This window comes from Streptomyces sp. NPDC101178, assembly GCF_044767965.1.
GTDB lineage: Bacteria > Actinomycetota > Actinomycetes > Streptomycetales > Streptomycetaceae > Streptomyces.
In genome coordinates this window covers 339,696-363,403 of record NZ_JBIWOZ010000005.1, presented here as the reverse complement: position 1 = coordinate 363,403, position 23,708 = coordinate 339,696, and the positions used below count along the sequence as shown (strand labels likewise).

General features: G+C 70.0%; 20 protein-coding genes and 2 pseudogenes. 13 read left to right on the top strand and 9 right to left on the bottom strand.

Annotated features, from left to right (window positions below):
- Positions 1-311 precede the first annotated feature (311 nt).
- Both ACIRR8_RS17480 and ACIRR8_RS17475 read right to left on the bottom strand, forming a co-directional pair.
- Positions 312-1,154: a DUF5707 domain-containing protein gene (locus ACIRR8_RS17480; protein ID WP_404065042.1), complete on the bottom strand. Its 843-nt coding sequence runs from the start codon at positions 1,152-1,154 to the stop codon at positions 312-314.
- A gap of 274 nt (positions 1,155-1,428) precedes the next feature.
- Positions 1,429-2,068: pseudogene (locus tag ACIRR8_RS17475) on the bottom strand (transposase family protein); the annotation flags it as partial.
- A gap of 907 nt (positions 2,069-2,975) precedes the next feature.
- Here ACIRR8_RS17475 and ACIRR8_RS17470 point away from each other — a divergent pair.
- Together ACIRR8_RS17470 and ACIRR8_RS17465 are read left to right on the top strand one after the other, a co-directional pair.
- Complete coding sequence (locus ACIRR8_RS17470; RefSeq protein WP_404065040.1) at positions 2,976-5,213, top strand: hypothetical protein; 2,238 nt, start codon at positions 2,976-2,978, stop codon at positions 5,211-5,213.
- A 76-nt stretch (positions 5,214-5,289) separates the two neighbouring features.
- Positions 5,290-5,748 carry a hypothetical protein gene (locus tag ACIRR8_RS17465; RefSeq protein WP_404065037.1) on the top strand — a complete coding sequence of 153 codons (459 nt, stop codon included), beginning with the start codon at positions 5,290-5,292 and terminating at the stop codon, positions 5,746-5,748.
- Between the two features lie 545 nt (positions 5,749-6,293).
- Here the strand turns inward: ACIRR8_RS17465 and ACIRR8_RS17460 are convergent.
- Both ACIRR8_RS17460 and ACIRR8_RS17455 read right to left on the bottom strand, forming a co-directional pair.
- Positions 6,294-7,163, bottom strand: coding sequence for a DUF5707 domain-containing protein (locus tag ACIRR8_RS17460; protein WP_404065034.1), 870 nt, complete (start codon positions 7,161-7,163; stop codon positions 6,294-6,296).
- A gap of 246 nt (positions 7,164-7,409) precedes the next feature.
- Entirely contained in the window at positions 7,410-8,603 is a 1,194-nt protein-coding gene (locus ACIRR8_RS17455) for a flavin-containing monooxygenase (protein ID WP_404065031.1), read from the bottom strand.
- A 225-nt stretch (positions 8,604-8,828) separates the two neighbouring features.
- On the opposite strand from ACIRR8_RS17455, the gene fepB reads away from it, so the two are divergent.
- The 5 genes from fepB to ACIRR8_RS17430 all read left to right on the top strand — a co-directional run bounded on the left by fepB (position 8,829) and on the right by ACIRR8_RS17430 (position 12,834).
- Positions 8,829-9,827 (top strand): Fe2+-enterobactin ABC transporter substrate-binding protein, encoded by a 999-nt coding sequence (gene fepB / locus ACIRR8_RS17450; protein ID WP_404065028.1) that lies wholly within the window; start codon positions 8,829-8,831, stop codon positions 9,825-9,827.
- Positions 9,828-9,850: 23 nt separating this feature from the next.
- Entirely contained in the window at positions 9,851-10,858 is a 1,008-nt protein-coding gene (locus ACIRR8_RS17445) for a FecCD family ABC transporter permease (RefSeq protein ID WP_404065025.1), read from the top strand.
- Entirely contained in the window at positions 10,855-11,883 is a 1,029-nt protein-coding gene (locus ACIRR8_RS17440; RefSeq protein WP_404065023.1) for a FecCD family ABC transporter permease, read from the top strand. Before ACIRR8_RS17445 ends, ACIRR8_RS17440 begins: the two co-directional genes overlap by 4 nt.
- A 79-nt stretch (positions 11,884-11,962) precedes the next feature.
- Entirely contained in the window at positions 11,963-12,415 is a 453-nt protein-coding gene (locus ACIRR8_RS17435; RefSeq protein WP_404065021.1) for a DoxX family protein, read from the top strand.
- The gene (locus tag ACIRR8_RS17430; RefSeq protein ID WP_404065019.1) at positions 12,412-12,834 is read left to right on the top strand and encodes a Zn-ribbon domain-containing OB-fold protein; all 423 of its coding nucleotides are present in this window, start codon (positions 12,412-12,414) and stop codon (positions 12,832-12,834) included. Before ACIRR8_RS17435 ends, ACIRR8_RS17430 begins: the two co-directional genes overlap by 4 nt.
- A gap of 64 nt (positions 12,835-12,898) precedes the next feature.
- Here ACIRR8_RS17430 and ACIRR8_RS17425 read toward each other — a convergent pair whose 3' ends face one another.
- Both ACIRR8_RS17425 and htpX read right to left on the bottom strand, forming a co-directional pair.
- A complete protein-coding gene (locus tag ACIRR8_RS17425; protein WP_404065016.1) occupies positions 12,899-13,483 on the bottom strand; it encodes a hypothetical protein in 585 nt (194 codons plus the stop codon).
- 11 nt (positions 13,484-13,494) lie between these two features.
- On the bottom strand, positions 13,495-14,403 hold the full coding sequence (gene htpX, locus ACIRR8_RS17420) for a zinc metalloprotease HtpX (RefSeq protein ID WP_018510731.1): 909 nt from the start codon (positions 14,401-14,403) through the stop codon (positions 13,495-13,497).
- Positions 14,404-14,636: 233 nt separating this feature from the next.
- On the opposite strand from htpX, the pseudogene ACIRR8_RS17415 reads away from it, so the two are divergent.
- Positions 14,637-14,786: pseudogene (locus ACIRR8_RS17415) on the top strand (DNA mismatch repair protein MutT); the annotation flags it as partial.
- 79 nt (positions 14,787-14,865) lie between these two features.
- The gene (locus ACIRR8_RS17410) at positions 14,866-15,075 is read left to right on the top strand and encodes a hypothetical protein (protein WP_404065544.1); all 210 of its coding nucleotides are present in this window, start codon (positions 14,866-14,868) and stop codon (positions 15,073-15,075) included.
- Positions 15,076-15,147: 72 nt separating this feature from the next.
- Here ACIRR8_RS17410 and ACIRR8_RS17405 read toward each other — a convergent pair whose 3' ends face one another.
- On the bottom strand, positions 15,148-15,834 hold the full coding sequence (locus tag ACIRR8_RS17405) for a pyridoxal 5'-phosphate synthase (protein WP_404065013.1): 687 nt from the start codon (positions 15,832-15,834) through the stop codon (positions 15,148-15,150).
- A 90-nt stretch (positions 15,835-15,924) separates the two neighbouring features.
- The gene (locus tag ACIRR8_RS17400; RefSeq protein ID WP_404065010.1) at positions 15,925-17,148 is read right to left on the bottom strand and encodes a thiolase C-terminal domain-containing protein; all 1,224 of its coding nucleotides are present in this window, start codon (positions 17,146-17,148) and stop codon (positions 15,925-15,927) included.
- Between the two features lie 164 nt (positions 17,149-17,312).
- On the opposite strand from ACIRR8_RS17400, the gene ACIRR8_RS17395 reads away from it, so the two are divergent.
- Positions 17,313-18,542: an acyl-CoA dehydrogenase family protein gene (locus ACIRR8_RS17395; protein ID WP_404065008.1), complete on the top strand. Its 1,230-nt coding sequence runs from the start codon at positions 17,313-17,315 to the stop codon at positions 18,540-18,542.
- A complete protein-coding gene (locus ACIRR8_RS17390; RefSeq protein ID WP_404065004.1) occupies positions 18,539-19,024 on the top strand; it encodes a nitroreductase family deazaflavin-dependent oxidoreductase in 486 nt (161 codons plus the stop codon). Before ACIRR8_RS17395 ends, ACIRR8_RS17390 begins: the two co-directional genes overlap by 4 nt.
- 160 nt (positions 19,025-19,184) lie before the next feature.
- Here the strand turns inward: ACIRR8_RS17390 and ACIRR8_RS17385 are convergent, their stop codons facing one another.
- Positions 19,185-19,832 (bottom strand): TetR family transcriptional regulator, encoded by a 648-nt coding sequence (locus ACIRR8_RS17385; RefSeq protein WP_356070481.1) that lies wholly within the window; start codon positions 19,830-19,832, stop codon positions 19,185-19,187.
- A gap of 365 nt (positions 19,833-20,197) precedes the next feature.
- Between ACIRR8_RS17385 and ACIRR8_RS17380 the strand changes: the two genes are divergently transcribed.
- Positions 20,198-21,007, top strand: a complete 810-nt coding sequence (locus tag ACIRR8_RS17380; protein WP_404065000.1) for a VOC family protein — start codon at positions 20,198-20,200, stop codon at positions 21,005-21,007.
- Positions 21,008-21,237: 230 nt separating this feature from the next.
- On the top strand, positions 21,238-23,649 hold the full coding sequence (locus ACIRR8_RS17375; protein ID WP_404064997.1) for a serine/threonine-protein kinase: 2,412 nt from the start codon (positions 21,238-21,240) through the stop codon (positions 23,647-23,649).
- The last annotated feature ends 59 nt before the right edge of the window (positions 23,650-23,708 follow it).

Below are 23,708 nucleotides of genomic sequence, written 5' to 3'. Positions count from 1 at the left end.
CGTTCCGTCCGGATCATGGCGGGCTCCTGAGCACCTCGGTCAGGGCGAGGACCGGCAGTGCTCCTGCGACGGCGAGATGGAGTGAAGGGCGGTCGCTCATCACGGGGTTCACTCCGCTCGGTGAGTGGTGGGAGGCCGACACGGAGCGGCTGGACAACCCTCCGTAGCCCGGAAGGGGAGCCTTGCTTGATCGTTCGTGGCACGGTCACGGTGACCGTGCCACGAACGGAAGCGCCGCCGACACCGGCGCCTACGAGACTCCAGGCGGCGGCCTCGGCGGGATGGTGTCCTGCCGCGTCGGCCTGGTGGCTCTACTTCACGTCGACGTAGTCGCCCGCGGAGGCGACGGCCGCGGTGTTCGACTTGCCGGCGAAGCTGTAGCGCCAGGTCCCGTCGACCGTGGCCTTGACGGTGGTCTTCAGGATGCCGTTCGAGCCGGTCTTGACCGTCCTGAGGGTCGTGTAGCTCTTGGCGCCCTTCTTCTTGAACTGGAGCTGCACGGACTGGTTGACGTAGCCCTTGTACGTACCGGTGTCCCAGTTCGCGCGGGTCAGCTTCCCGGTGACCGTGATGATCTTGCCCTTCTTCACCGGCTCCGGGGAGGCGTTCACCGTCAGCTGCGAGAAGCTCTGGACGCCGACCCTGGAGACCGCATAGGCCTGGAACTCCTCGCCCTCCTCGGTCACGGCCGAAGCGCCGACGCGCCAGGTGGTGGCGTCGGAGTTGATCATCTCCGTCGGGTCAAGGGTGATGGTGCCCTTGCAGGTCGTGGCGGTCGCGCTGACGACCTTGCAGGAGATGGACTTCTCGTTGGGGCCGTAGCCGAAGCTGTCCTTGTCGTCGATGGACTTGCCGGTCCAGATGAACGCGGCAACGCCGCCGACGCCGGCGTCGGCGGTGGCCGTGGCGGAGAAGGAGACCGTCTTCTTGACCTTGGTACCGATCACGATCGGCTTCCCCGCGTTGACGACCGCCGAGGTGATCCTCGGGGCGGCGGCCTTCGCGGTCGCGCCGAACGCCCGCTTCGACTTCTCCCCTGCCTCGGGCTGGACGGCCGTGAAGCCGGGCTCCAGAGTCCAGGAACGCCCGTCATCGGCCTGCGCGGCCGGTACGGCGAGAGCGGAAAGGACGATGGCACCGGAAACGGCGGCCACCGTGGCACGAATTCGCCTGTGTCCCCAATGAGAGGGGGCCCCGGGGCAGGGCCCCGCGGGACCCGAATGATCCACGAGCCGACTGGCTCACTAGAACAGACACACGAATGCGCCCGATGGTTGTACGTACAGGCTGGTCAGGTCGGAACCCGGGGGTGCCGCTGCCCTGGGCTCCGCGGATGGCCGGGCGGACGAGTCGAGGCCTGATTTCGGGCGCGGTGGGTCCGGAAGGGGGACTTGGCTTGACCGTTCCACGAACGGAAGCGCCGCCGACGCGGACCTGCTTGTGGGACTTGCTGTGTTCCTCTTTCCAGCCCGGGAGTTTGGTCTGGCCTCTCTTACGGCGGTGCGGGATGACGAGTCCGGTGCCCGGGTAGCCGCCGTCGGCGATCGTGACGGTGTTGCCCACGGCAGCCTTGGCGCCGGACTCTTCCCATGCCTGGCACTCGTTGCGGTTTCCGGCGAGCGGCTGGCCGACCACGACGACCAGGCGGGTGTCGGCGTCGATGACGACCTGGTGGTTGGTGGAGTACCGGTAGTTCTTCGACCGCTCAGCGATGGTGTGGTCCCGGGTCGGAACCAGAGTGCCGTCCACGATGAGCACGGTGTCCTTTGGTGAACCGCTTGCCGGGCTGGAGCGCGAGCATCGGTCCGAGGTGGTCGATGACGCGGTCCGCCGCCGACTTGGACACCCCGAACAGCGGAGCGAGTTGGCGCATGGTCAGGTTCGTGTGCCAGTAGGCCGCGACCAGCAGGGCCCGGTCCTCCAGCGGAAGGCTCCACGGCCGGCTCTTGCGGACGGCGTCAGCACCCTGGCGCCTCAGAACGGTTACCAGCTTCCCGAACTGCCTCGGGCTCAGCCCGCTGAACAGGGCTATCCAGGACGGTTCCGACGTCGTGATCACACCAGCCACGGCGAGATCGTCTCACCTTGATCATGGTGCGGGGCCGCTGGCCTGACGGGACTCATCTCGGTCGCCCGGACGGATTCGGCATGGGAGCCTCACGCCCGTGGCTACTGAAACCGAGGCGGGAGAGCTGTTGCGCCAGCGCGGTTGGCGGACGGCGTTCACGGTCACTGAAAGGTTGAGCGCGTGGGCTGCCCTGGTCGGCGTCATCGAGCGCGGTTACGGCGACGACATCTACGAGTACACCAATGACCTCTACTGCCGAAACTGGCTGCACGAGGCGTGGCTCCTGCTGGACGAACACGTCGTCCAGCTCTGGACCCCGCAGATCAAACCTTGGACGCGCGGTACAAGGCTGCGACCATCGACGACGGCCACGCACTCGATCATTTCCACAGGCTGCCCGGCCCCGACCTGTGGTGGTGGCGGCGCCACCCCCGCATCCGCACCGGAGACCTCGGACGTTCGCTTCACTCGGCCGGTGCCATCGGCGCCGACCCGGACGCGGCATGACCCTCGGCCTCGTGGGATTACGGGACAGCGCTTAGTCGTACCGGGAGCCGACGCCGCTGGAGAAGAACCCGGACGTGACCGACTCCAACCCTTCCGGCAAGTCCTGACGCGACCCCGGACACGCACGGGAGGGTAAAGATTCCGTCAAATGTCAACGATTCCATTTAAAGGTCAATGACTTGCTCTGTGCAGCATCAGGATCGGTAACCTCATGGGAACCTCAACCGGAGTAAGGCGCCATCTCCACAAAACGGGCATAAGTATATTCTAAACGTAAACAAACGGAATAAATTATTCCGATTGTTGTTTTTGACTTCTTCTAGCTGTCCTGCCACACCGGTGCCATCCGTGGTTGGATCAGCGGGAACCGAATCGCACACAACCTTTGGGGGATGAGATCATGCCTGTGTCTCATGGAAAAATATTGCGCAAAAACTTTATTCGGTCCGCGTGCATCATCGCGCTGCTTGCTGGCTGCGTGACCGCGACGCCACCAGTTTTTGCACCCCGGGTCGCATCCGCAGCAGAGTGCAAGCCGAGTGTCACGACTTATGTGCTGGGTCCTGCGGGCTCTGGTGGATCCCTCAAGCGGGCATTTACGAAGTATGTGGACTGGGATCCGCAGGGTGGTGGCACCAAGGCCCCTCTCAGTGAATCTACAGAGGCCCCCGGTGCATTGCCAATGTTTAGCAAGGTATTCACGGGCGGTAACGGCCTGATTTACGAGTCGACCAATGATGGAAAGCTGAATGTCTACAAGGACCAGACTGCCACGGGTGGGTCCCTGCTCAAGTTGGTAAAGACACACGCGGCCCCGTGGAAGCGCCCCGCACAGCTCTGGTCCAATGGTCCGACAATCTACGTCGCGACTCATGACGGTGGAATTGACCGTTACGCCCAGAGTGATCGGATTGGGGGCACTGGGTCCATCACCAAAATTGGTTTGACAACTCCCGCCACCGACGCGGCGGCCCGGCAGTTGGCTGCGGCCGATGACGTCTGGTCGGTCGGAAGCTCCGTGTATGTGCTGATCAGCGGCAAGGTATATCGGTGGACTCACACGGCAGCGGGTCTTACGGATGCGAAGGTTGTTGCAACGGGGCTGAGTGGGGCCCTCCAGGGGTGGAGTCCTGGGCCTGGAACGTTCTACACAACGAGCAACGGCGAAGAGGACGAAGGTATTGTCAAAAGCTATACCGGATCCAATTTCAGCCTCACCAATGATGAAGTGATGACCGGTCTTTCCGGGCAAGTGATGGCCGATGTGGCCTCCTGCCTGGCTCCGTCAGATCTCAATGCCAAGCCTTTCGCCACCAGCATTCCCGAGGAGTCCGACACCCCGGTCGCCCCCGCCGAGGAAGCTGAGCCCACTCCGGCGAACATTCCCGCCGTCTTCTCCGGTACGTTCACACTCGGCGACGGCTCACCGGCGGGCGGCCTCCCCGTGCGACTGGAAGCCACCGATGTCGTGCCAGAGGATGGATCGGCTGTCACTCTTCCTACACTCGGTGAGACGGTGACGGCCATGGACGGAACATGGTCGGTTCCTCTCCCGGCAACGCTGCCCGTCGACGTCGCCCAGGCAGCTGCGGAGAACGGCGGCAGCGTCAACGCGGTGGCCACCGTCTCAGGAACGACCAGCAGCGGTGTCGCGATGGCCGGAGTTGCGCACCTGTCTGCCGCTCCGGACTCTGCCTCTCCCGGGGTCCAGAATCAGGTGGCCAGCAGTACGGCGGAACCGGCGGCACTGGAGCCGGTACTCAGCAGCAGCGGGTCCGATGAGCCGGCGTCGCTCGCGGAGAGCACGAACAACCCGCGTGACGTGCTGTACGCCAAAAGCTGGGGATCGAAGCTAGAGGCAGGCCTAACCGATACGATCCGCGACGCACCTCTGCCCAAGCGGCAGAGCGCAACCGGCGATGTGCCCAGCGACGATCCCTACCTCGTCAATGGCGTGCACACGGCCTCCATGGCAATCCGGCCCATGGACGGAGGCTGCGACAGGACCAAGTCAGAGGTCATCGACAAGAAAATCTACTACACCACCGTCGGAGAGGCTCACGCATTCTGGGATGCGAAAGCCACCTTCGATTACGACAACAAGGTCTCGTCCACGGTGGAAACCGCGGCGAAGGTCGGCTCGAAGTGGTCTATCACCGGTTCGCTAACTCTGGGATCCTCCATAGGGAGCTCCACCGGATATGCGAACAAGGGCCCGTACTACGCGAAGCAGTGGAAGATCCCGCTCCAGTACACGAAGATCAAGGAGACGTGGAACTGCGGGGGCAAGATGACGCGATACGTCATCAAGCCCGGCAAGTACAAAGTTCCGGCGGGTGGAGCGACCGGTAAGTTCGGGAAGGATGTCAAGCACCTCGACGGGGCGAGGTACTTGAAATCACCGAAGAAGAATCGGGCCTATGTGCCCGCCGGATCCTACTTCCAGCTCAGCAGGAACAGCAGCATCAAGTGGTCCGGGGCCGTCAGTGCCTTTGGTGTCAGTCTGGGGGGTTCCACTACCTATGACAAGGACCATCGCCAGCGGATCACGGCGGGGAACCGTACGAACAGCAAGCACTATATCTGGGGGGCGAAGGACAGTGTCTCAGGTAAGCCGGGCGTGTTCTACTCGTACTAGCAGCGCGCTCTTTCTCGTCGCCCTTCTGGCTCTGGCGGCGTGTACCTCACAGAACGCCTCACCGCAGAGATCGAACGTGATCCCGGGGAACGCTCTCGATGGATCGGGAAATCAGTCAAATGGCACCGTCGGAAATGAGAATGCCAAACTGGGACAGGTTTGGTGGTTCGCACTTCCCATCCCTGTGAATATAGCCAAACAGGACATACAGATCACCGCCGTATCTGTAGTGGAGCCTGCCCATGGCCTCAAGATCCTTGAGTACGGGGCGTTCAAGCTGGAGGACACAGAAGGCCTCCCCCTGATGGCCCTCGAAGGCTCCGAGGACGCCCCGAAATTCGACAAGCTCAAGAATTACGCGACTAAGCCGGTCACGGTGAAGGCCAACGAAGAAAGCGAAATATTCTTTGCGGCTAGACTGCAGATAGAATCACCCCCTAAGGGGACAACCCGGTATTGTCGGTTCGAGTACAAGCAAGCACAAAAGCTCTACGCTCAGACCCTTGACTGCGAACTCGACCTCCAGACGAACTAACGCCGAGACGCCACTCGTGCGTACATCCGGTGTCCCGCCGTCTATCGGGGCGGGACACCGGACTTCCTTGGCCCACGGGATCTGGAGATCATGGGGCTAAAGGCTGTCCCGTAACTCAGATCCGGGTCGGCCAGGTCCCGCCGGAGAGCCGGATTACTCTGTTGCAGCCAGGCTTGCCACCTGCGGTGAGTCCTCGACTTATCGTCCCATACCGGACCCTTCCGAGCGGCGCCAGTAGTTACGGGACAGCCTTTGGAACAGACACACGAATGCGGCCGATCGTTGTACGCACAGGCTGGTCAGGTCGGAACCCGGGGGTGCCGCTGCCCTGGGGCCGGCGGATGGCTGGGCGGGCGGACGAGTCGAGGCCTGATTTCGGGCGCGGTGGGTCCGGAAGGGGGGCTTTGCTTGATCGTTCGTGGAACGGTCGTGGTGACCGTTCCGCGAACGGAAGCGCCGCCGACCCGGCGTCTACGAGACTTCAGGCGGCGGCGGCCTCAGCGGTTTCGGCGGGGACGGTGTCCTGCCGCGTCGGCTTGGTGGTTCTACTTCACGTCGACGTAGTCGCCTGCGGAGGAGACGGCTGCGGTGTTCGACTTGCCGGCGAAGCTGTAGCGCCAGGTCCCGTCGACCGTGGCCTTGACGGTGGTCTTGAGGATGCCGTTCGAGCCGGTCTTGACCGTCCTGAGGGTCGTGTAGCTCTTGGCGCCCTTCTTCTTGAACTGGAGCTGCACGGACTGGTTGACGTAGCCCTTGTACGTACCGGTGTCCCAGTTCGCGCGGGTCAGCTTCCCGGTGACCGTGATGATCTTGCCCTTCTTCACCGGCTCCGGGGAGGCGTTCACCGTCAGCTGCGAGAAGCTCTGGACACCGACCCTGGAGGCCGAGAGCTCCCCGAACTCGTCGGTATACCCGGTCATGGCGTAAGCGCCGACGTGCCACGAGGTGGCGTGAGAGTTGATCATCTGTGCCGGGTCAAGAGTGATGGTGCCGTTGCAGGTCGTGGTGGTCGCGTCGACAGCCTTGCAGGTGATCGACTTTGCGTCGGGGCGGAAGCCGAAGGTGTCTTCGTCGTCGATGGACCTGCCGACCCAGATGAACGTAGCAACATCCCTAACACCGCCGAAGAAGGCGCCGGCGGTGGCTGTAGCGGAGAAGGGGACCGTCTTTTTGACCTTGGTGCCGATCACGATCGGCTTCCCCGCGTTGACAACAGACGAGATGATCTTGGGGTCATCGCTCGTCGCGGTCTCGTCGGACGCCTGCTTCGACGTGTCCCCGACCGCGGGGAGGGCGGCCTTGAAACCGGACTTCGGAGTCCAGGAACGCCCGTCATCGGCCTGCGCGGCCGGTACGGCGAGAGCGGAAAGAACGATGGCACCGGAAACGCCGGCCACCGTGGCACGAATTCGCATATGTCCCCAACGAAAGGGGGCCCGGGGCAGGGCCCCGCCGGACCCGGATGATCCACGAGCCGAGTGACTCACTAGAACGGACACGCGAATTGGGGCGATGGTTGTACGCACGGTCCGGCCAGGTCGGAACCTGTTTCTGCATCAGGGTGACCCGCAGCGCCATCAGAAGACGTCACGCGCTGACGCCTCCGGAACGCGACCGTCGCCGCCGTGCCCGCATCCGATGTACAGCTTGAGAACGGCGTCTCAGTGCGCCCGCGCCACCCTCTTCGCGATCTTCCGCGCGTCCAGGGCCATTTCGCGGAGCATCCCGCTGATCGGGTTGGTGAAGCCGGTGAAGTAGAGGCCCGGCGCCTGCTTCGGCGTGCGGGCGCCGTGGACGAGCGGGCGGCCCCGCGCGTCCAGCACGTCCAGGTGGCCGAGCAGCGGCTCCAGGGCCCGGGTGTAGCCGGTCGCCGTGATGACCGTGTCCGGGGTGAGGCGGGTGCCGTCGGCGAGGACCACCGCGTCCTTCTCGAAGGAGGCCACGGCCGCCACCGGCACCACCGTGCCGGTTTTCACCGCGTCGATCAGGCCGACGTCCTGCACCGGGATCGCACCCTCGCGCACCCGTGAGTAAAGGCCCGACTCCGGCCGGGGCAGCCCCTTCGCCGACAGGTCCGGTACGGCGATCCGCGCCATCACGGACCCCGCCCGGTCCACCAGCCACACCGGCAGCCGGCGGACCAGGATGCCGGTCGCCTGCGCGGGCCAGCCCGCCGTGGAGCGGCGCACGATGTGCGGAGCCGTACGCACCGCGATCCGCACCCGCGAGGCGCCGCCTTCCGCCAGGTCCGCCGCGATCTCGGCCCCCGTGTTGCCGATGCCGACCACCAGGACGTCCTTGTCGGCGTACGGGGCCGGGTTCCGGTAATCCGCCGCGTGCAGCAGCTCGCCGGTGAACGTGTCGCGGCCCGGCCACTCAGGTATGCGCGGCGTGTGGTTGAAGCCGGTCGCCACGACGACCGCGCGGGCCCGCAGGATGCGGCCGCCGGTGGCGGTCAGCTGCCAGTCGCCGGAACCGTCGGGAGCCGGGGCGATCCGGGTCACCTCGACGCCCGTCACCACCTCCAGCTCATGGTGCTCGGTGTACTTCTCCAGGTACCGCACCACGTCGTCCCGGCCGACCCACCGGCCGAACTTACGCGGCATCTTCAGCCCCGGCAGCGCCGACCACCGCCGCGTGGTGTGCAGGTGCAGCCGGTCGTAGTGGCCGCGCCAGGAGGCGCCGACCCGGTCCGCCTTCTCCAGGACCACCGCCCGTACGCCTCGGTCGCGGAGCGCGGCTGCGGTGGCGAGGCCGCCGGGGCCGCCGCCGATGACGTAGACGGGGCGGTCGTCCGTACGGTCGGTGAGCGCGACGGCGTCGGTACTGCCGGTGGGGGACGGGCTGTTGGGCATGGTTCGGAGCGTAATCGCCCGCTCTGTTGATGGGTCTCGGTCAAGGTGGGAATCGATTGCGAATTGATCACGAGGGGCGTGATGTGGCGGTTGCGCACCCTTCGCTCTCCTGCCTCATCTAAGGTAAGGCTAACCTTGCTTAGGTTGGTGCGGGGTGATCATCGGGGGGCCCTCGCGCGGTGCGGTGCCGCGCGCCCGCCCGGCGGTCGAAGGGGTGGGACGTACATGAACGGCAGACAGGTCCGGACTCGGTTCAAGGGCGCGGCGCTCGCCGTCGCCGGACTCCTCGCGCTCACCGCCTGTGGTGACACGGCCGCCAAGGGCGCCGGGACCGGCGAGAGCGACAAGGCCGCCTCGGCCACCCGCTCCGTCGAGCACGACGCCGGTACGGCCGAGAAGGTCCCGGCCCGGCCGCAGCGCATCGTCTCGGTCAGCGTCACCATGACCGGCCACCTGCTCGCCCTCGACGCCCCGGTCATCGCCTCCCAGGCCACCCCGCCCTCGGTCATCACCGACAAGCAGGGCTTCTTCACCCAGTGGTCCGACGCCGCGGCCGAGAACAGCGTCAAGGTCGCCTACCAGGGCTTCGAGCCCGACGTGGAGAAGGTCCTCGCGCTGAAGCCGGACCTCATCATCGGCGCCTCCTCCGGCGCGGAGAACGCCGAGAAGTTCTACGACAAGCTCTCCGTCGTCGCCCCCACCCTCCTCTACCGCCATGACGACGTCTCCTGGCAGGACCTCACCGCCCGCCTCGGCAAGGACCTCGGCCTCGAGAAGCGGGCGACCGAGGTCGTCGCCGCCCACGAGAAGCGGGTCGGCGAGGTCAAGGCCGCCATCACCGTGCCGAAGCAGTCCGCCGCGCTCGTCCGCGACAACCAGTCCGCGATGACCGTCTTCACCCCCGAGTCCGCCCAGGGCCGGCTGCTCACCTCGCTCGGCTTCACCGTCCTCGAACCGCCGGCGGGCAAGGGCCGGACGCAGGGCGGCCGTTCGGACTTCGCCGAGTTCAGCCAGGAGAAGGTGGCCGACACCGCGAAGGACAGCTCGCTCCTCTTCGTCAGCCACACGCCCGAGGAGATCGCCGCCGCCACCGCGCGCCCGGTCTGGAAGGAGCTGCCCGCCGTCGAGGACAAGCGCGTGTACGACCTCGGCCTCGACACCTTCCGGCTGGACTACTACAGCGCGGGCAACCTGATCGACAAGATCGAGAAGGCCTTCGGCTGACGGTGGTCCCCAAGAAGCCCGCCGTGCGCGTACGGTACGCCGCCGGGCTCACGGCGGGGCTGGTTCTCCTGGCCCTCGCCGTGGCCGGCGGCCTCGCCGTGGGCGCGCAGCCCGTACCCCCGGCCGAGGTGCCGGCCGCCCTGCTCGACCCGGACGCGCCGCACGCCTCGCTCGTCCGCGAGGTCCGGATGCCGCGCACGCTCCTCGCCGTCACGGCCGGTGCGGCGCTGGGCCTGGCCGGTGCGGTGATGCAGGGCCTGTCCCGTAACCCGCTGGCCGATCCCGGCATCCTCGGCGTCAACACCGGCGCCGCCTGCGCCGTCGTCGCCGCGACCGTCCTGCTCGGTACGCGCTCGCTCCAGGCCGTCGTCTGGTGGGCGCTGCTCGGAGCGGCGGTCGCGGTGGTGGTCGTGTATCTGCTCGGCGGCCGGGGCGCGGGGCGCGGGAATCCGGAAGGGCTCGTGCTGGCGGGAGTCGCCGTCACCGCCGTGCTCGGGGCGGTGGTCAGCGGGCTCGGCGTGCTGGACGCGGACGCGTACGGAACCTTGCGGATGTGGTCCGTCGGCACCCTCTCCGGCCGTGAACTCCCGGTGTTGTGGCAGGTGTTGCCGTTCCTGCTGGCCGGTGCGGTGCCGGCGCTCACCGTCGCGCCCGCCCTCGACGCGTTCGCGCTCGGCGACGAGGCGGGACGGGCGCTGGGCGTCGCGCCAGGACGCGTACGGCTGCTCGGCACGCTCGCCACGGTGCTCCTCAGCGGCGCCGCGACGGCCGCGATCGGCCCGGTCGGCTTCATCGGCCTGGTCGCCCCGCACGTGGCCCGTCTGCTCACCGGCCCGGACCACCGCCGCCTGATGCCGTACGCGGTCCTCATCGGCGCGGGCCTGCTGCTCGTCGCGGACATCGTGGGCCGGGTCATCGCGCGGCCGGCCGAGATCCAGGTGGGCATCGTGACGGCGTTCGTGGGAGCGCCGGTGCTGATCTGGCTGATCGGCCGCAACCGGTCCGCCTCGCGGAAGGCGGTGGCGGCATGAGTGTTCTCGGCAAGCCCGTGACCGTACGCGCCGGCCGGGCCCTCTCCCTCCGCGTACGCCCCCGCCCTCTCGCCACCACCCTCCTCCTGGCCCTCCTCGCGGCGGGCAGCGGCGCCCTCGCACTCACCCGGGACGGTCTCGTACCGCCCGCAGAGGTGCTCGCCGCCCTGTTCGGCGCGGGCTCGGAGCAGGCCGCGTTCGTCGTCCTGGAGCTGCGGCTGCCCCGCGTGGCCCTCGGGCTCGTCGTCGGCGCGGCACTCGGCGCGGCCGGCGCGCTGTTCCAGCAGCTCTCCCGCAACCCGCTCGGCAGCCCGGACATCGTCGGCTTCAACTCCGGTGCGGCGACCGGTGCTTTGCTGGTCCTGCTGCACGGCGACCCGGCGTACGTGGCGGTGGGCGCGGCCGGAGGCGGGCTGGCCACGGCGGTGATCGTCCAACTCCTGGCCCGACGCGGCACGTTCCGGGGCAACCGGCTCATCCTCGCCGGGATCGCGGTCGGTTCGCTGCTGGCCTCGGTCAACGCGTACCTGCTCACGCGAGCCGCTCTGGACCACGCCCAGTCGGCCCAGCTCTGGCTGATCGGCAGCCTCGGCTCCACCGAACGCCACCAGATCCTCCCGGCTCTCCTCGCGTCGGCGGCCCTGCTCCTGCTCGCTCTCCCGCTGGTCCGCCGCCTGGACCTGCTGGAGATGGGCGACGAGGCGGCGGGCGGTCTGGGCATCGACGCGGGCCGCACCCGCGTACTCGTCCTCCTGGTCGCGGTCGGGCTCGGCGCGGTGGCGGTCTCGGTGGCCGGCCCGATCGTGTTCGTCGCCCTCTGCGCACCGCAGTTGGCCCGCCGCCTCGGCCGCGGTACGGGGACGGGGCTGCTGCCCGCCGCCGCGATGGGCGCTCTGCTGCTCTCCGCCTCCGATCTGGTGGCGGTCACGCTGCCGACGGCGGGCCCGCTGCCGGTGGGTGTGGTGACGGGCGCGCTGGGCGGTGTCTACCTGGCGTGGCTGCTGGGGCGCGGGCGGCGGCGCTGAGGACCATGCGGACCTCTTGCGCGGGCGGCCCGCATCCGCTGAACTGACGTACCGTCAGAAAGCGACGAATGGAGGGCCGATGCAGACGATCTGGCTCAGCGGTGCGGAGTGGCTCGCCGTCCTCCGTATAGGCCTCGGCCTGTGGTGGCTGGAGAGCTGGCGGCACAAGGACCGGAAGGGCTGGTTCGAGCGGGGCACGGGGATCGCCTGGGCGGCGGACGTCGCGGGCAAGCACCGGTGGGGCGCGGTGGCTACCGGCTTCCGGCGGGTCGTCGAGCCGCGCCCGAAGCTGATCGCGTACGTCGTCGTCTACGCCGAACTGGCACTGGGCCTGGGCCTGGTGACGGGCTTCCTGACCCCGATCGCCCTGGTCGCCGGTCTCCTCCTCAACCTGCTCTACCTGGTCCTGATGATCCACGACTGGGCCGAGCAGGGGCAGAACGCGATGATGGCCCTGATCTCGCTGGTGGCCCTGTTCGCGATGGCCTGGCAGACGTGGTCGCTGGACGCGGCGTTCGGGTTGTTCCTGTGAGGCCCCCGGAGCGTGCGGCGGGCCCGCGCTTCGACCTGCCCGAGCCGGACGCCTTCACCCGGCCGTACTGGGACGCGGCGGGGGAGGGGCGGCTGCTGATCCGGCGGTGCGGCGGGTGCGGGCGGGCGCATCACTACCCGCGCGAGTTCTGCCCGTACTGCTGGAGCGAGGACGTGGAGTGGGAGCGCGCGAGCGGTCGGGCGACGCTCTACACGTGGTCGGTCGTCCACCGCAACGACCTGCCGCCGTTCGGGGGGCGCGTCCCGTACGTCGCCGCCGTCGTCGACCTCGCCGAAGGGCCGCGGATGATGACGGAGGTCGTGGAGTGCGCGCACGCCGACCTCCGTATCGGGATGGGGCTGACGGTCACGTTCCGGGAGGCGGGCGAGGCCGTACCGGTCTTCCGCCCCGGCGGCTGAACCGGCCGCCCGGACCACGTTCCTGGGCCGCGCCCCGGCTGGTGCCACCGTCATCAGCGCCTGATCACAGCCCCGGCGCACCCCACACCGGGAACCACCGCGACAGGTCCTTCTCCACCCGCAGTTCGTCGCCGAGAGCGCCCCGCACCTGGAGTTCCAGCTGGTTGTCCCGCTTCTCGGCCCCGCCGGGGAGCGGGGCGAACGGGTAGAACGTGCCGCGCTTGTAGAGGTAGACGAGCGCCAGCGCACGCCCCGCCGCGTCCCGGAAGCCGATCAGCGAGCAGAGCAGGTGCGGGCCGAAGCCGCCGTCCTGGAGCAGGGTGTTCACCGCGTGCAGGTCGTTGACCAGGCCCGCCGTGTCGTCGGCCGGGTGGGTGGCGAGGAGCCAGGTGTAGCCGTACGCGTCCCGGCTGAACTCCACCGGGATGCCGCCGCGCTCCGTGTCCGCGTCGAGCAGCTCCCGTACGTCCTCCTGGAGGCGCGCGAAACCGCCGCCTTCCACGCCCGCGAAGCAGACCGAGCCGAGGCCGGTCGGCGTGAAGCCGGTGGCGGCCTGGAGGGTGAGGGCGGCGGAGGGGACGGCGAAGAGCTGGTCGAGGTCGGGGCGGACGGGTTTGCTGCGGCCGAGGATGGCGTCGAGCAGGCCCACGGAGAGGCTCCTTAACGGGACAGGTCGGTGGAGATGCGGGACAGCTGGTCCAGGCGCTGTTCCAGCGTCGGGTGCGAGGAGAACAGCCGGCCCAGGGACTCCTTCGCGGAGAACGCGGGCATGAAGTAGAACGCGTTGTACGGCTCCGCCTTTCGAAGGTCCTCGGTCGGGATGCGGGCCATCTGCCCGCTGACCTTCGTCAGGGCCGAGGCGAGGGCGGAGGGCCGGCCGGTGAGGAGGGCGGCGGCGCGGTCGGCGGAGAGCTCGCGGTAGCGGGAGAGCAGCCGGGTGAGCAGGAAGCTGATCGCGTACACGACGGCGCTGATCAGCGGGATCAGGAGGAGCAGGATGCCCGCCGGGTCGTTGCCGGGGCGGCTGCGCGCGAAGCCGCCCCAGAGCGCGATGCGGGTGATGATGCCGGCCAGCACGCCGAGGAACGAGGCGATCGTCATGACGGCGACGTCCCGGTGCGCCACGTGCGACATCTCGTGCGCGAGGACGCCCTCCAGCTCCTCCGGTTCCAGTCTGCGCAGCAGGCCCGTGGTGGCGCAGACCAGGGCGGTCTTCTCGCTGCGGCCGGTGGCGAACGCGTTCGGTACGTCACTCTCGGCGATGGCCACCTTGGGCTTCGGCATGTCCGCCAGCGCGCAGATGCGGTCGATGGTGCCGTGCAGCTCGGGGGCCTGCTCGGGCGTGACCTCGCGGGCGCCCATGCCGTACGCCGCGATGCGGTCGCTGAACCAGAACTGCGCGATGAACAGGCCGCCCGTGATGATCAGGATGATCGGCCAGGAACCGCGCAGGGCCGCGAGGAGCACGCCCACGAAGACGACGTACAGCAGGCCGATCAGGAACATGGTGGTGACCATGCGACCGGTCAGGCCCCGGTCCGGGGCGTAGCGGGAACGGGCTCGTGGCATCGGTACCTCCAGCGACTCGCCTTCCTCCCATAGTGCCCCCTTCTTGTTGAAACCGGGTTAAGGGGGAGGAGGAGGCGCCTTGGCCGCTACCGGCCCGGTGACTTCCCCGTCGCCGAGAAGGCTCACATGCACACCATCGAGCTGCCCGTCTGGCACCGTGAACAGGATCTGAAACCGGCCGACCAGTACGTCAGCGCGGCCAGGAAGATCAGCGAACACCACAAGGAGCTTCTGTGACCGTCTCCTCCGACCTCGCCCGAACCCTGACAGAGGAGGCAGAAGCCGAGGGCATCACCACCTTCGTGGCCGCGTCCGTCGTCACCTACGCCGACCGCGTCCTCCTGGTCCGCCGCAACCCGGACGACTTCATGGGCGGCCTGTGGGAAATCCCCTCCGGGCACGTGGACGCCGGGGAGAGCATCCTGGACGCGGCCCGGCGGGAGAACACGGGAGGAGACCGGCTTGACCGTCTCCTCCGTGGACCGCTACCTCGGGCACTTCGACTACGTGAACAGTCGCGGTACCACCACACGCCAGTTCAACTTCGCCGTCACCGTCGCCGAGACCGGGCCGGTCGTCCTGACCGAACACGACCTGCATCGGTGGGCGGCCCCGACCGGTGATCTGCCGGGCGTCACCGACGGCGTACGGAGGATCCTGACCAGCGCATAGGAAAGGGGCGGCCGAGCGGGCCGCGTGGTGTGCGGCTCGGGTCGGCCCGCCACGATCCGGCAGGGACGCTTCTCAGGGCCAGAGCAGTTCGCGCGTCCAGATCCCGGTGCCCGCCTCCGTACGGCGGTAGCGGAGCCGGATGTGCCGCCGCCGGGCGTCGCCCTGGAAGAACTCCACCTCGGCCGGCTCGACCACGTACCGGGTCCAGGTCGGAGCCTCGGTGTCCGGTTCCGCCTGGGCCCGTTCCCAGGCCGCGTCGGCCGTTCGGTGGAGGGTGTCCACCGACTCCACGACCTCGCTCTGCGCGCCGGTCAGCGCGGCGGCGAGGGCTCCGGTGGACCGGGCGTGCAGGTCGGCGTGGCTCTCGGCCGGGGTGCAGCGGAGGACGGGGCCCCGGACCCGTACCTGGCGGCCCGGAACCGGCCAGTAGAAGCCGAGCGCGGCGTACGGGCGGGCGGCGAGCTGGTGGCCCTTGGCGCTGGTGGCGTGGCTCGCGAAGTGGAAGCCGCGCTCGTCGGCGCCGTGGAGGAGCAGGGTGCGTACGTCGGGGAGGCCGTCGGCGTCCGCCGTGGCGAGGGTCATCGCGTGCGGCTCGGTCTGCCCGGCGGCCACGGCGTCCGCGAACCAGGTGTGGAAGAGGGGGAGGGGCGCGGGCGGGGCGGTCGCCGGGTCGAAGGCCGGCAGCTCGGTGTCCCAGACGCGCTGGGCGTGGAGGAGGTCGGTGAAGGGGCGCGGGGCGGGTGCGGCGGCTTCGCTCATGGGGCCATTCCACCTGATCCCCAGCCGTTGCGGGTCGGCCTGATCCCCGGCCGTTGGGGGTCCGTCGGGCCCCGCCCCCTGAAGCCCCCCTCACCCCCGCCCCAGCACCACCGTCCCCGACGAGCAGAACCAGCCGCCCGTCCCTGATGCCACCGCCAGCTCCGGCAGGCGGCCCCCGGCCTTGTGGACCTGGCGGGTCCCGGCCTCGCCGCGCAGTTGACGTACCGCCTCCACCAGCAGGAACAGGCCACGCATCCCCGGATGGCAGGCGGAGAGGCCGCCGCCGTCCGTGTTCACCGGCAGCTCGCCGCGCAGGCCCGTGCGGCCCTTCTCCACGAACGCGCCGCCCTCGCCCTTCGCGCAGAAGCCCAGGTCCTCCAGCGTCACCAGCGTCATGTACGTGAACGCGTCGTAGATCTCCGCCAGGTCGATGTCCGAGGGGCGCACCCCGGCCCGCTCGAAGGCCAGACGGCCCGAGACGGCGGCCGGGGAGACCGTGAAGTCCTCCCACTCCGACATCGTGGAGTGGGAGGTGGACTCTCCGGTGCCCAGGATCCACACCGGCGCCTTCGCCGTGTCCGGTACGTACTCCTCCGCCGCCAGCAGCACCGCGCAGCCTCCGTCGCTCCGGAGGCAGCAGTGCAGCTTGGTGAACGGGTCCGCGATCATCGGGCCGGAGAGGACATCGTCCACCGTGATCGGGTCCCGGAACATCGCGTCCGGGTTCGCCGCCGCGTTCGCCCGGGCCGTCACCGCCACCTCGGCCAGCTGCTCCAGCGTCGTGCCGTACGCGTGCATGTGGCGGCGGGCGGCCATCGCGTACTTGGCGATCAGCGTGTGTCCGTACGGCACCTCGAACTGGAGCGGTCCGCGCGAGCCGAACGACAGGTTCGACGTGCGCCGGCCCGCCTTGATGTCGGCCCGGGCCGTCGACCCGTAGACCAGCAGTACCGCCCGCGCCCGGCCCGCCGCGATCGCGTCCGCCGCGTGGGCCGCCATCACCTCCCAGGTCGCGCCGCCCACCGCCGTCGAGTCGACCCAGGTCGGCCGCAGCCCCAGATACTCCGCGACCTCCACCGGCGCCAGCGTCCCGAGCCCGGCGGAGGCGAAGCCGTCCACCACCGAGCGGTCCAGGCCGGAATCGGCCAGCGCGCGCCGGGCCGCCTGGGCGTGCAGGGCGTACGGCGTGGTGTCGTCGACGCGTCCGCACTCCGCGAGCGCGATGCCGACGACGGCGACCTTGCGGGGGACGGCGGCGGCTTTGCGAGGGGCGGCGGCGACCTTGCGGGGGAGGCCGGACGAGGAGGCAGGCATAAATCTGACGGTACATCAGATGGGAGTGCCCGCAAGCGGGTCGTGCGCGTGGGTTCCGTGCACCCTTGTGCGTGCGGGACTCTGGGAATCGGCTTGCTATGCACCTAACATGACGGGCCGTCAGGTCAGGAGCCGCTCCGGTTCCTGAAGGGAGGAGCCCGACGATGGACGCCGCCTTAACCGCGGAACAGGACGAGATCCGCCGCACCCTGCGCGACCTGCTCGCCCGGCACGGCGGACCCGGCGAGGTCCGCGCCGCCGTCCGTACCGCCGAGGGCCACGACCCGGCCCTGTGGCGCCGGCTCGCCCAGGAGCTCGGGCTGCCGGGGCTCGCGCTGCCCGAGGAGTACGGCGGTACCGGCTGCACCGCCACCGAGCTCGCCCTCGCCTGTGAGGAGACCGGCCGCGCCCTGCTGCCCTCCCCGCTCCTGGCCACCGCCGTACTCGCCGCACCCCTGATCACCGCCCTCGGCACCCCGGCACAGCGCGCCGGCCTGCTGCCCCGGACCGCCGACGGGACCCTCACCGCCGCACTCGCCGTCCCCGGTGGGTCGATGGCCACCGCTCTCGGCCTCACCGCCGACAACCGTGCCGGCCACTGGGCGGGCGGCGGACGGGCCGGTGGCGTCCAGGCCCGCTTCAGTGGTGGCGGCTGGCGGCTCTACGGTGAGGCCGAACGGGTCCTCGACGGGCACAGCGCCGGGCTCCTCCTCGTCGCCGCCCACACCGGCGGCTATCCGCGGAGCCGGACGCTCCTCTTCTTGGTGCGGACCCCGTCCGACGGGCTCACCCGTACCCGCCTGACCTCCATGGACGAGACTCGGCCCCTCGCCCGGGTCGAGCTGCGCGACACCCCGGCCGAGCTTCTGGGGGAGGACGAGGCGGCCGACGACGTCTGCGCTGCGCTCGCCGCCACCGGGCGGACCGCCGCCGCCGTGCTCGCCGCCGAGGCGGTCGGCGCGGCGGCGGGCGCGCTGGAGCGGACCGTGGCGTACGCGAAGGAGCGCGAGCAGTTCGGCCGGGCGATCGGGTCGTTCCAGGCGGTCAAACACCGCCTCGCCGACCTGTACGTACGGGTGGAGGCGGCCCGCTCCGCCGCTTACCACGCCGCCCGGGACCCGGCGGCGGGCCCGCTCGCGCTGGCCCAGGCGCTGGAGGCGGCCCGGATCGTGGCCGGTGAGGCCGTACAGCTGCACGGCGGTATCGGCTTCACCTGGGAGCACGAGGCGCATCTGTACGTGAAGCGGGCGGCGGGTGACGAACTGCTCTTCGGGCCCGTACACCGGCTGCGTGACCATGCGGCGGGGCGGGCCGGGCTGTTCGGGGACGTCACGCCGGAGGGGCTTGCTCACGGGGCGCCGGAGGGGCTTGCGCACGGGGTGGCCGTCCGATGACCGGCACCCGTGGCGCCCGGCTGATCCAGAAAGTCTCCTCGACCCGCGCCTTCGCCCGGATCGCCCCGCATGTCGTCCCCGTCATGGACCGCACCGTCCACCGGCTCACCCGGGGCAGGGTGCTGCCGAGCGCCCGGATGCTGCCGGGTCTCGTCCTGACGGTGCCGGGGGCGCGGAGCGGGCGGCTCCGGGTGACCCCGCTGGCCTGTATGCCGGAGGGGGAGTCCGAGAGCACCTGGATCCTCGTCGGCAGCAATTTCGGCCGGACCGGTCATCCGGCCTGGACCGCGAATCTGCTGGCCCGCCCGGACGAGGCCGTCATCAGCTGGCGCGGCCGGTCCATCCCGGTGCGGGCGCGGCTGCTGGAAGGGGCGGAGCGGGAGGAGGTGTGGCGGGTGGCGCTGGGGTTCTGGCCGCCGTACGCGGCGTACCAGGCGCGGGTGGACCGGGAGATCCGGCTCTTCCGGCTGGAGCGGCGGTAGTTCGCCGTTCACCGGGCCCGTCCTGCCGTGGTGTCCGGGAACACCGACGGCGGACCACCGGCAGGGTGCGGGGTGGTCCGCCGTCGGTGAGACAGGACGTGCCGACGGGACGTACCGACAGGGCGTACGGGCGAGGCGTACCGACGGGCTACTTGGCGTGCTACTTGGTGGGCTTCTTGCCGGTGATGCCCAGGTGCACCAACAGGGCCAGGTTCGGGCGCAGTTCGGCCTGCTTCACGCCCCAGGTGGTGAACCCCTTCTGGTGCGAGGCGACCGCCGCGAGCATCGCGACCAGCGAGCCCGCCATCGCCGCGGCGCTGACGTCCTTGTCGACCTTGCCCTTGGCCTGGAGCTCCTTCACCGAATCGGTGAGGGAGTTGGTGACCGAGTTCAGGATCTTCATGCGGATCTTGTAGAACCGCTTGTCCCCTTCGGCCGCGCCGAGGTCGATCACGCGGAGGATCGCGTCGTTGCGGCGCCAGAAGTCGAGGAACCCTTCGACGAGTTCCTCGGCCGTCTGCCAGCCGGCCTTGCCGACCCACGGGCGTCCGGCGACCAGTTCGGTCAGTCCGGCGCCCTCCTTGGCGACCTCCTCGGCGATTTCGAGGACGGCGCCCTCCACATCGGGGAAGTACTGGTAGAAAGTCGCGGGTGAAGTCCCGGCCTTCCGGGCGACGTCGATGACTTTGACGTCCCGGTACGGCGAGGAGCTGAGCATCTCGCTGAGGCAGTCGAGCAGCTTCTGCCGCGTCGCCTGACCGCGTCGACCGGCCACGCGGCCGTCGACGGTGCGTACTTGTCCTGTCATGCCGTCAGCTTACCGAGGGGCGATGGGAGCGCTATTCGGCCGACTGCAAATGGGGAACGCCGCAGGAACGCCGGGGTGCGGGGGGTGTGCGGAGGTATGTGGCGCATGTTTTCGGCCGTTGCGCCGGAGGCCCTGGGGCGCGCGGGCGCCGCCGGACGATTGTGTTATCAACAGCCTGTGGACAACTTCGGTGGACAACTTGCGTCCACCTGGCGATCGCGTCTTCACTATCCGATCAAATGTTCCCTATGGGCCGCTTCGGTCGGCGTTCGGGGCGCGCCGGACCGGTCGCGACGTTACGTTGACTGTGACGGGCGTCACTGCGACGGCACCGCAAGGGAACTGCGACGGAAGGACCGGGCCCCATGGCCGCATTCGCGCACTCGGCGCCGTGCTGGGCGGACGTGCAGCTCTCCGACCTGGAGGCGGGCAAGCGCTTCTACGGCGGCCTCTTCGGCTGGACCTTCCGCGCGGGCGACGGCATGCCCTTCGCGGACGCCCTGAGCGGCGGCAGGCTCGTCGCCGCGCTCGCCGCCAAGAAGGACGGGCGGATGCCGACGGCCTGGGGTGTCTACTTCGCCACCGACGACATCCGGGCCACCGTCGCCGCCATCCGCGAACACGGCGGCCAGATCATCACCGACCCGGTACGGGCGGGCCTCGCCGGGATCGTGGCCCAGGCGGCCGACCCCGGCGGCGCGGTCTTCGGCCTCTGGCAGCCGGAGGAGCGCGAAGGGTTCGAGAAGCAGAACGAACCCGGCTCCTTCTGCTGGACCGAGGTCCACACCCGGCAGCCGGAGGCGGTGGACGCCTTCTACGAGAAGGTCTTCGGCTTCCGGGGCACCGACCTGGACGAGGCGGGCAACGACGTCTCCGGCGACGCCGAGGCGCTGGTCGACTTCCGGATGTGGTCGCCCGAAGGCAGCGAACCCGGCCCGGACACCGCCGTCGGCGGCCGCAGCGTCATCACGGACGCGTTCCCGGCCGAGATGCCCAGCTACTTCCTCACCTACTTCACCGTCGCCGACTGCGACGCGGCCGCCGAACTCGCCGTACAGCTCGGCGGCCGGGTCTCCGCGCCGCCCTTCGACATCCCGTACGGGCGGATGGCGGTCCTCCACGACGACCAGGGAGCGCTCTTCGCGGTGCTCCAGCCGAGCGAACTGCTTCCCTGACCCCGCCGCGCACCCTTTGTGGGCGAGAATCGGCCGAAGTGACATGAGACACCCACATCCGCCCCCGGGTTCGCAACCGACGCCCGAGCCAGGAAGAATCAGGGTGCGCACCGCCAGGTGGTGCCCAGCGGTGAGACGCTGCGCAGGCCGGAAATCGCACCGGGCGGTATCGGGCGGGTAATTCGCGGGCTTCGTTCCTGAGGCCCGTACGGGGAGGTGGCAGGCACGTGATGGAGCAGCTGACGCAGCACGACCCGAGACGGATCGGCCCGTTCGAGGTGCTGGGACGGCTCGGGGCCGGCGGCATGGGGCTGGTCTATCTCGCCCGGTCGGCGTCGGGCCGGCGGGTGGCGATCAAGACGGTACGGACCGAGCTCGCCGAGGACCAGCTCTTCCGGGTCCGCTTCACGCGTGAGGTCGAGGCCGCCCGCGCGGTCAGCGGCTTCTACACCGCCGCCGTGGTCGACGCCGACCCCCGGGCCGCCGTGCCGTGGCTGGCCACCGCCTATGTGCCCGCGCCCTCGCTCGAAGAGATCGTCAACGAGTGCGGCCCCATGCCGACCCAGGCCGTACGGTGGCTGGCCGCCGGGATCGCCGAGGCCCTCCAGTCCATCCACGGCGCCGGGCTGGTCCACCGCGACCTGAAGCCCTCCAACGTGCTCGTCGTCGAGGACGGCCCGCGCGTCATCGACTTCGGCATCGCGTCGGGCGTCTCCAACACCCGCCTGACCATGACGAACGTCGCCGTCGGCACGCCCGCGTACATGTCGCCCGAGCAGGCCCGCGACTCGCGCAGCGTCACCGGCGCCAGCGACATCTTCTCGCTCGGCTCCACCCTCGTCTTCGCCGCCACCGGCCACGCCCCGTACCACGGGGCCAACCCGGTCGAGACGGTGTTCATGCTGCTGCGCGAGGGGCCCGACCTGGAAGGGCTGCCGGACGACCTGCGGCCGCTCATCGACTCCTGCATGCAGACGGACGCCACCCGCCGGCCCAGCCCCGCCGACCTCCAGGCCCAGCTCGCCCCGCACCTCTTCGCCTCCGGCAGCGACGACAGCGGTACGGCGTCGGCCTGGCTGCCGACCCCGGCGACGGCCATGATCGAACGGCGCCGAGGAGGCGGCCGCACCGCCCCGCCCGCGCCCTCCGCGCCTCCGCCGCGCCCTCCGCAGCCTCCACGCGCCCCGGAGCGTGCGCCGGACCGCGTTCCCGATCGTGGACCCGAGTGGCGCGGCGGGAACGACCTGCGCTCGCCGTCCCCGCTCTCCTCCTCGCCCCCGGCACCCGACAGCGGGCCCGTCCACCTGCCCGGGGCCAAGGCGCCGATCGGTCCCGGGCCGAAGCTGGGTGAGGTCCGGGGCGCCGCCGCCGCGCATCCGGCGGCCGCGACGGGCTGGGTCCGTCCGCCCGCGGGGCTGAACGGCTCGGCCGCCGGTGCGTCCCCGGCGCCCACCGCACCCGTACCGGCTCCGGGACCTGCCCCGGACGCCTCGCCCGCCGCGCCGGACCGGTGGCGGCCGTGGCGCTTCCGCATGTCCAACGACGTGTGGGGGACGCCGGTCGTCTCCGGTGACCTGCTGTACGTGACGTCCTTCGAGATCCACGCGCTGGACGTCGGCAACGGGCGCCGCCAGTTCAAGACCCGGGACGTGGCGTGGGCGATGGCCGTCGAGGGCGGCCGCATCCACGCCTCGGACGGCCCGTCCCTGTACGCGCTGGACGCGGCGTCCGGCGCCGAGCAGTGGCGGCTCCGGACCGACGCCTGGGTGTACGCGCTCAAGGCCGACCGGGGCACGGTGCTGACCGCGACCCGGGGCGGCGGGGTGCAGGGGTGGGAGGCGTCCAGCGGCGACAAGCTGTGGGAGATCACCGGAGCCCAGACCGACTTCGAGACGGCGGAGGCGGCGCCGGTCATCCACGACGGCACGGTCTACGTCTGGCAGGACGCCCGGCTCCGCGCGCTCGACGCCCGTACGGGCCTGGAGAGATGGTCGTACCCGATCGGCGACGCGGCCTCCTGCGGCGGCGTCCCGGTCCGGGTGACGCCGGCGCCCGACGGCTACGTCTACATCGCGGCGGGCACCCGGGTGCTGGCCGTGGACGTCTCCTCCGGCCGGGTGCGGTGGCACTTCGAGTCGCCGGCGGTCTTCCTCTCGCCGCCCGCCTTCGCGCCGGGCCCGGCGGTGACCGGGGGCGGGGTCTACCTCGCGGACTACCTCGGCACGGTGTACGCGCTCGACGCGACGACCGGCAAGGACCGCTGGCGCATCGCCACGGAGGCGCGGGCCTCCCTGGAACCGGTCCTCGTCGCCGTGGGCAACGTCCACGTGGGCAGCGGCAGCGCGCTCTACACCCTGGACGCGGTCACCGGCACCCCGAAGTGGCGCTTCGCCGCGGGCGGCGACGTGGTGGGCTCGCCGGTCGTGGCGGACGGCCGGGTCCACTTCGGCTCGGCGGACCACGTGCTGTACACGCTGGACGCGGCGGGCGGCCAACTCCGCTGGAAGCTGGCGACGGGCGGCGAGATCACGGGCTCGCCGGTGGCCCAGGCGGGTGTGGTGTACGCGTGCAGCAAGGACCGCTGCGTGTACGCGCTGGACGCCCTGAAGGGCACGGGCACGGGAAACAGGGCCCGCACCTGAGCGGTCCCTCCGGGTCCGTCCTCCATCGCCGGACGGGCTTGATTTTGACCGCCGGGCGG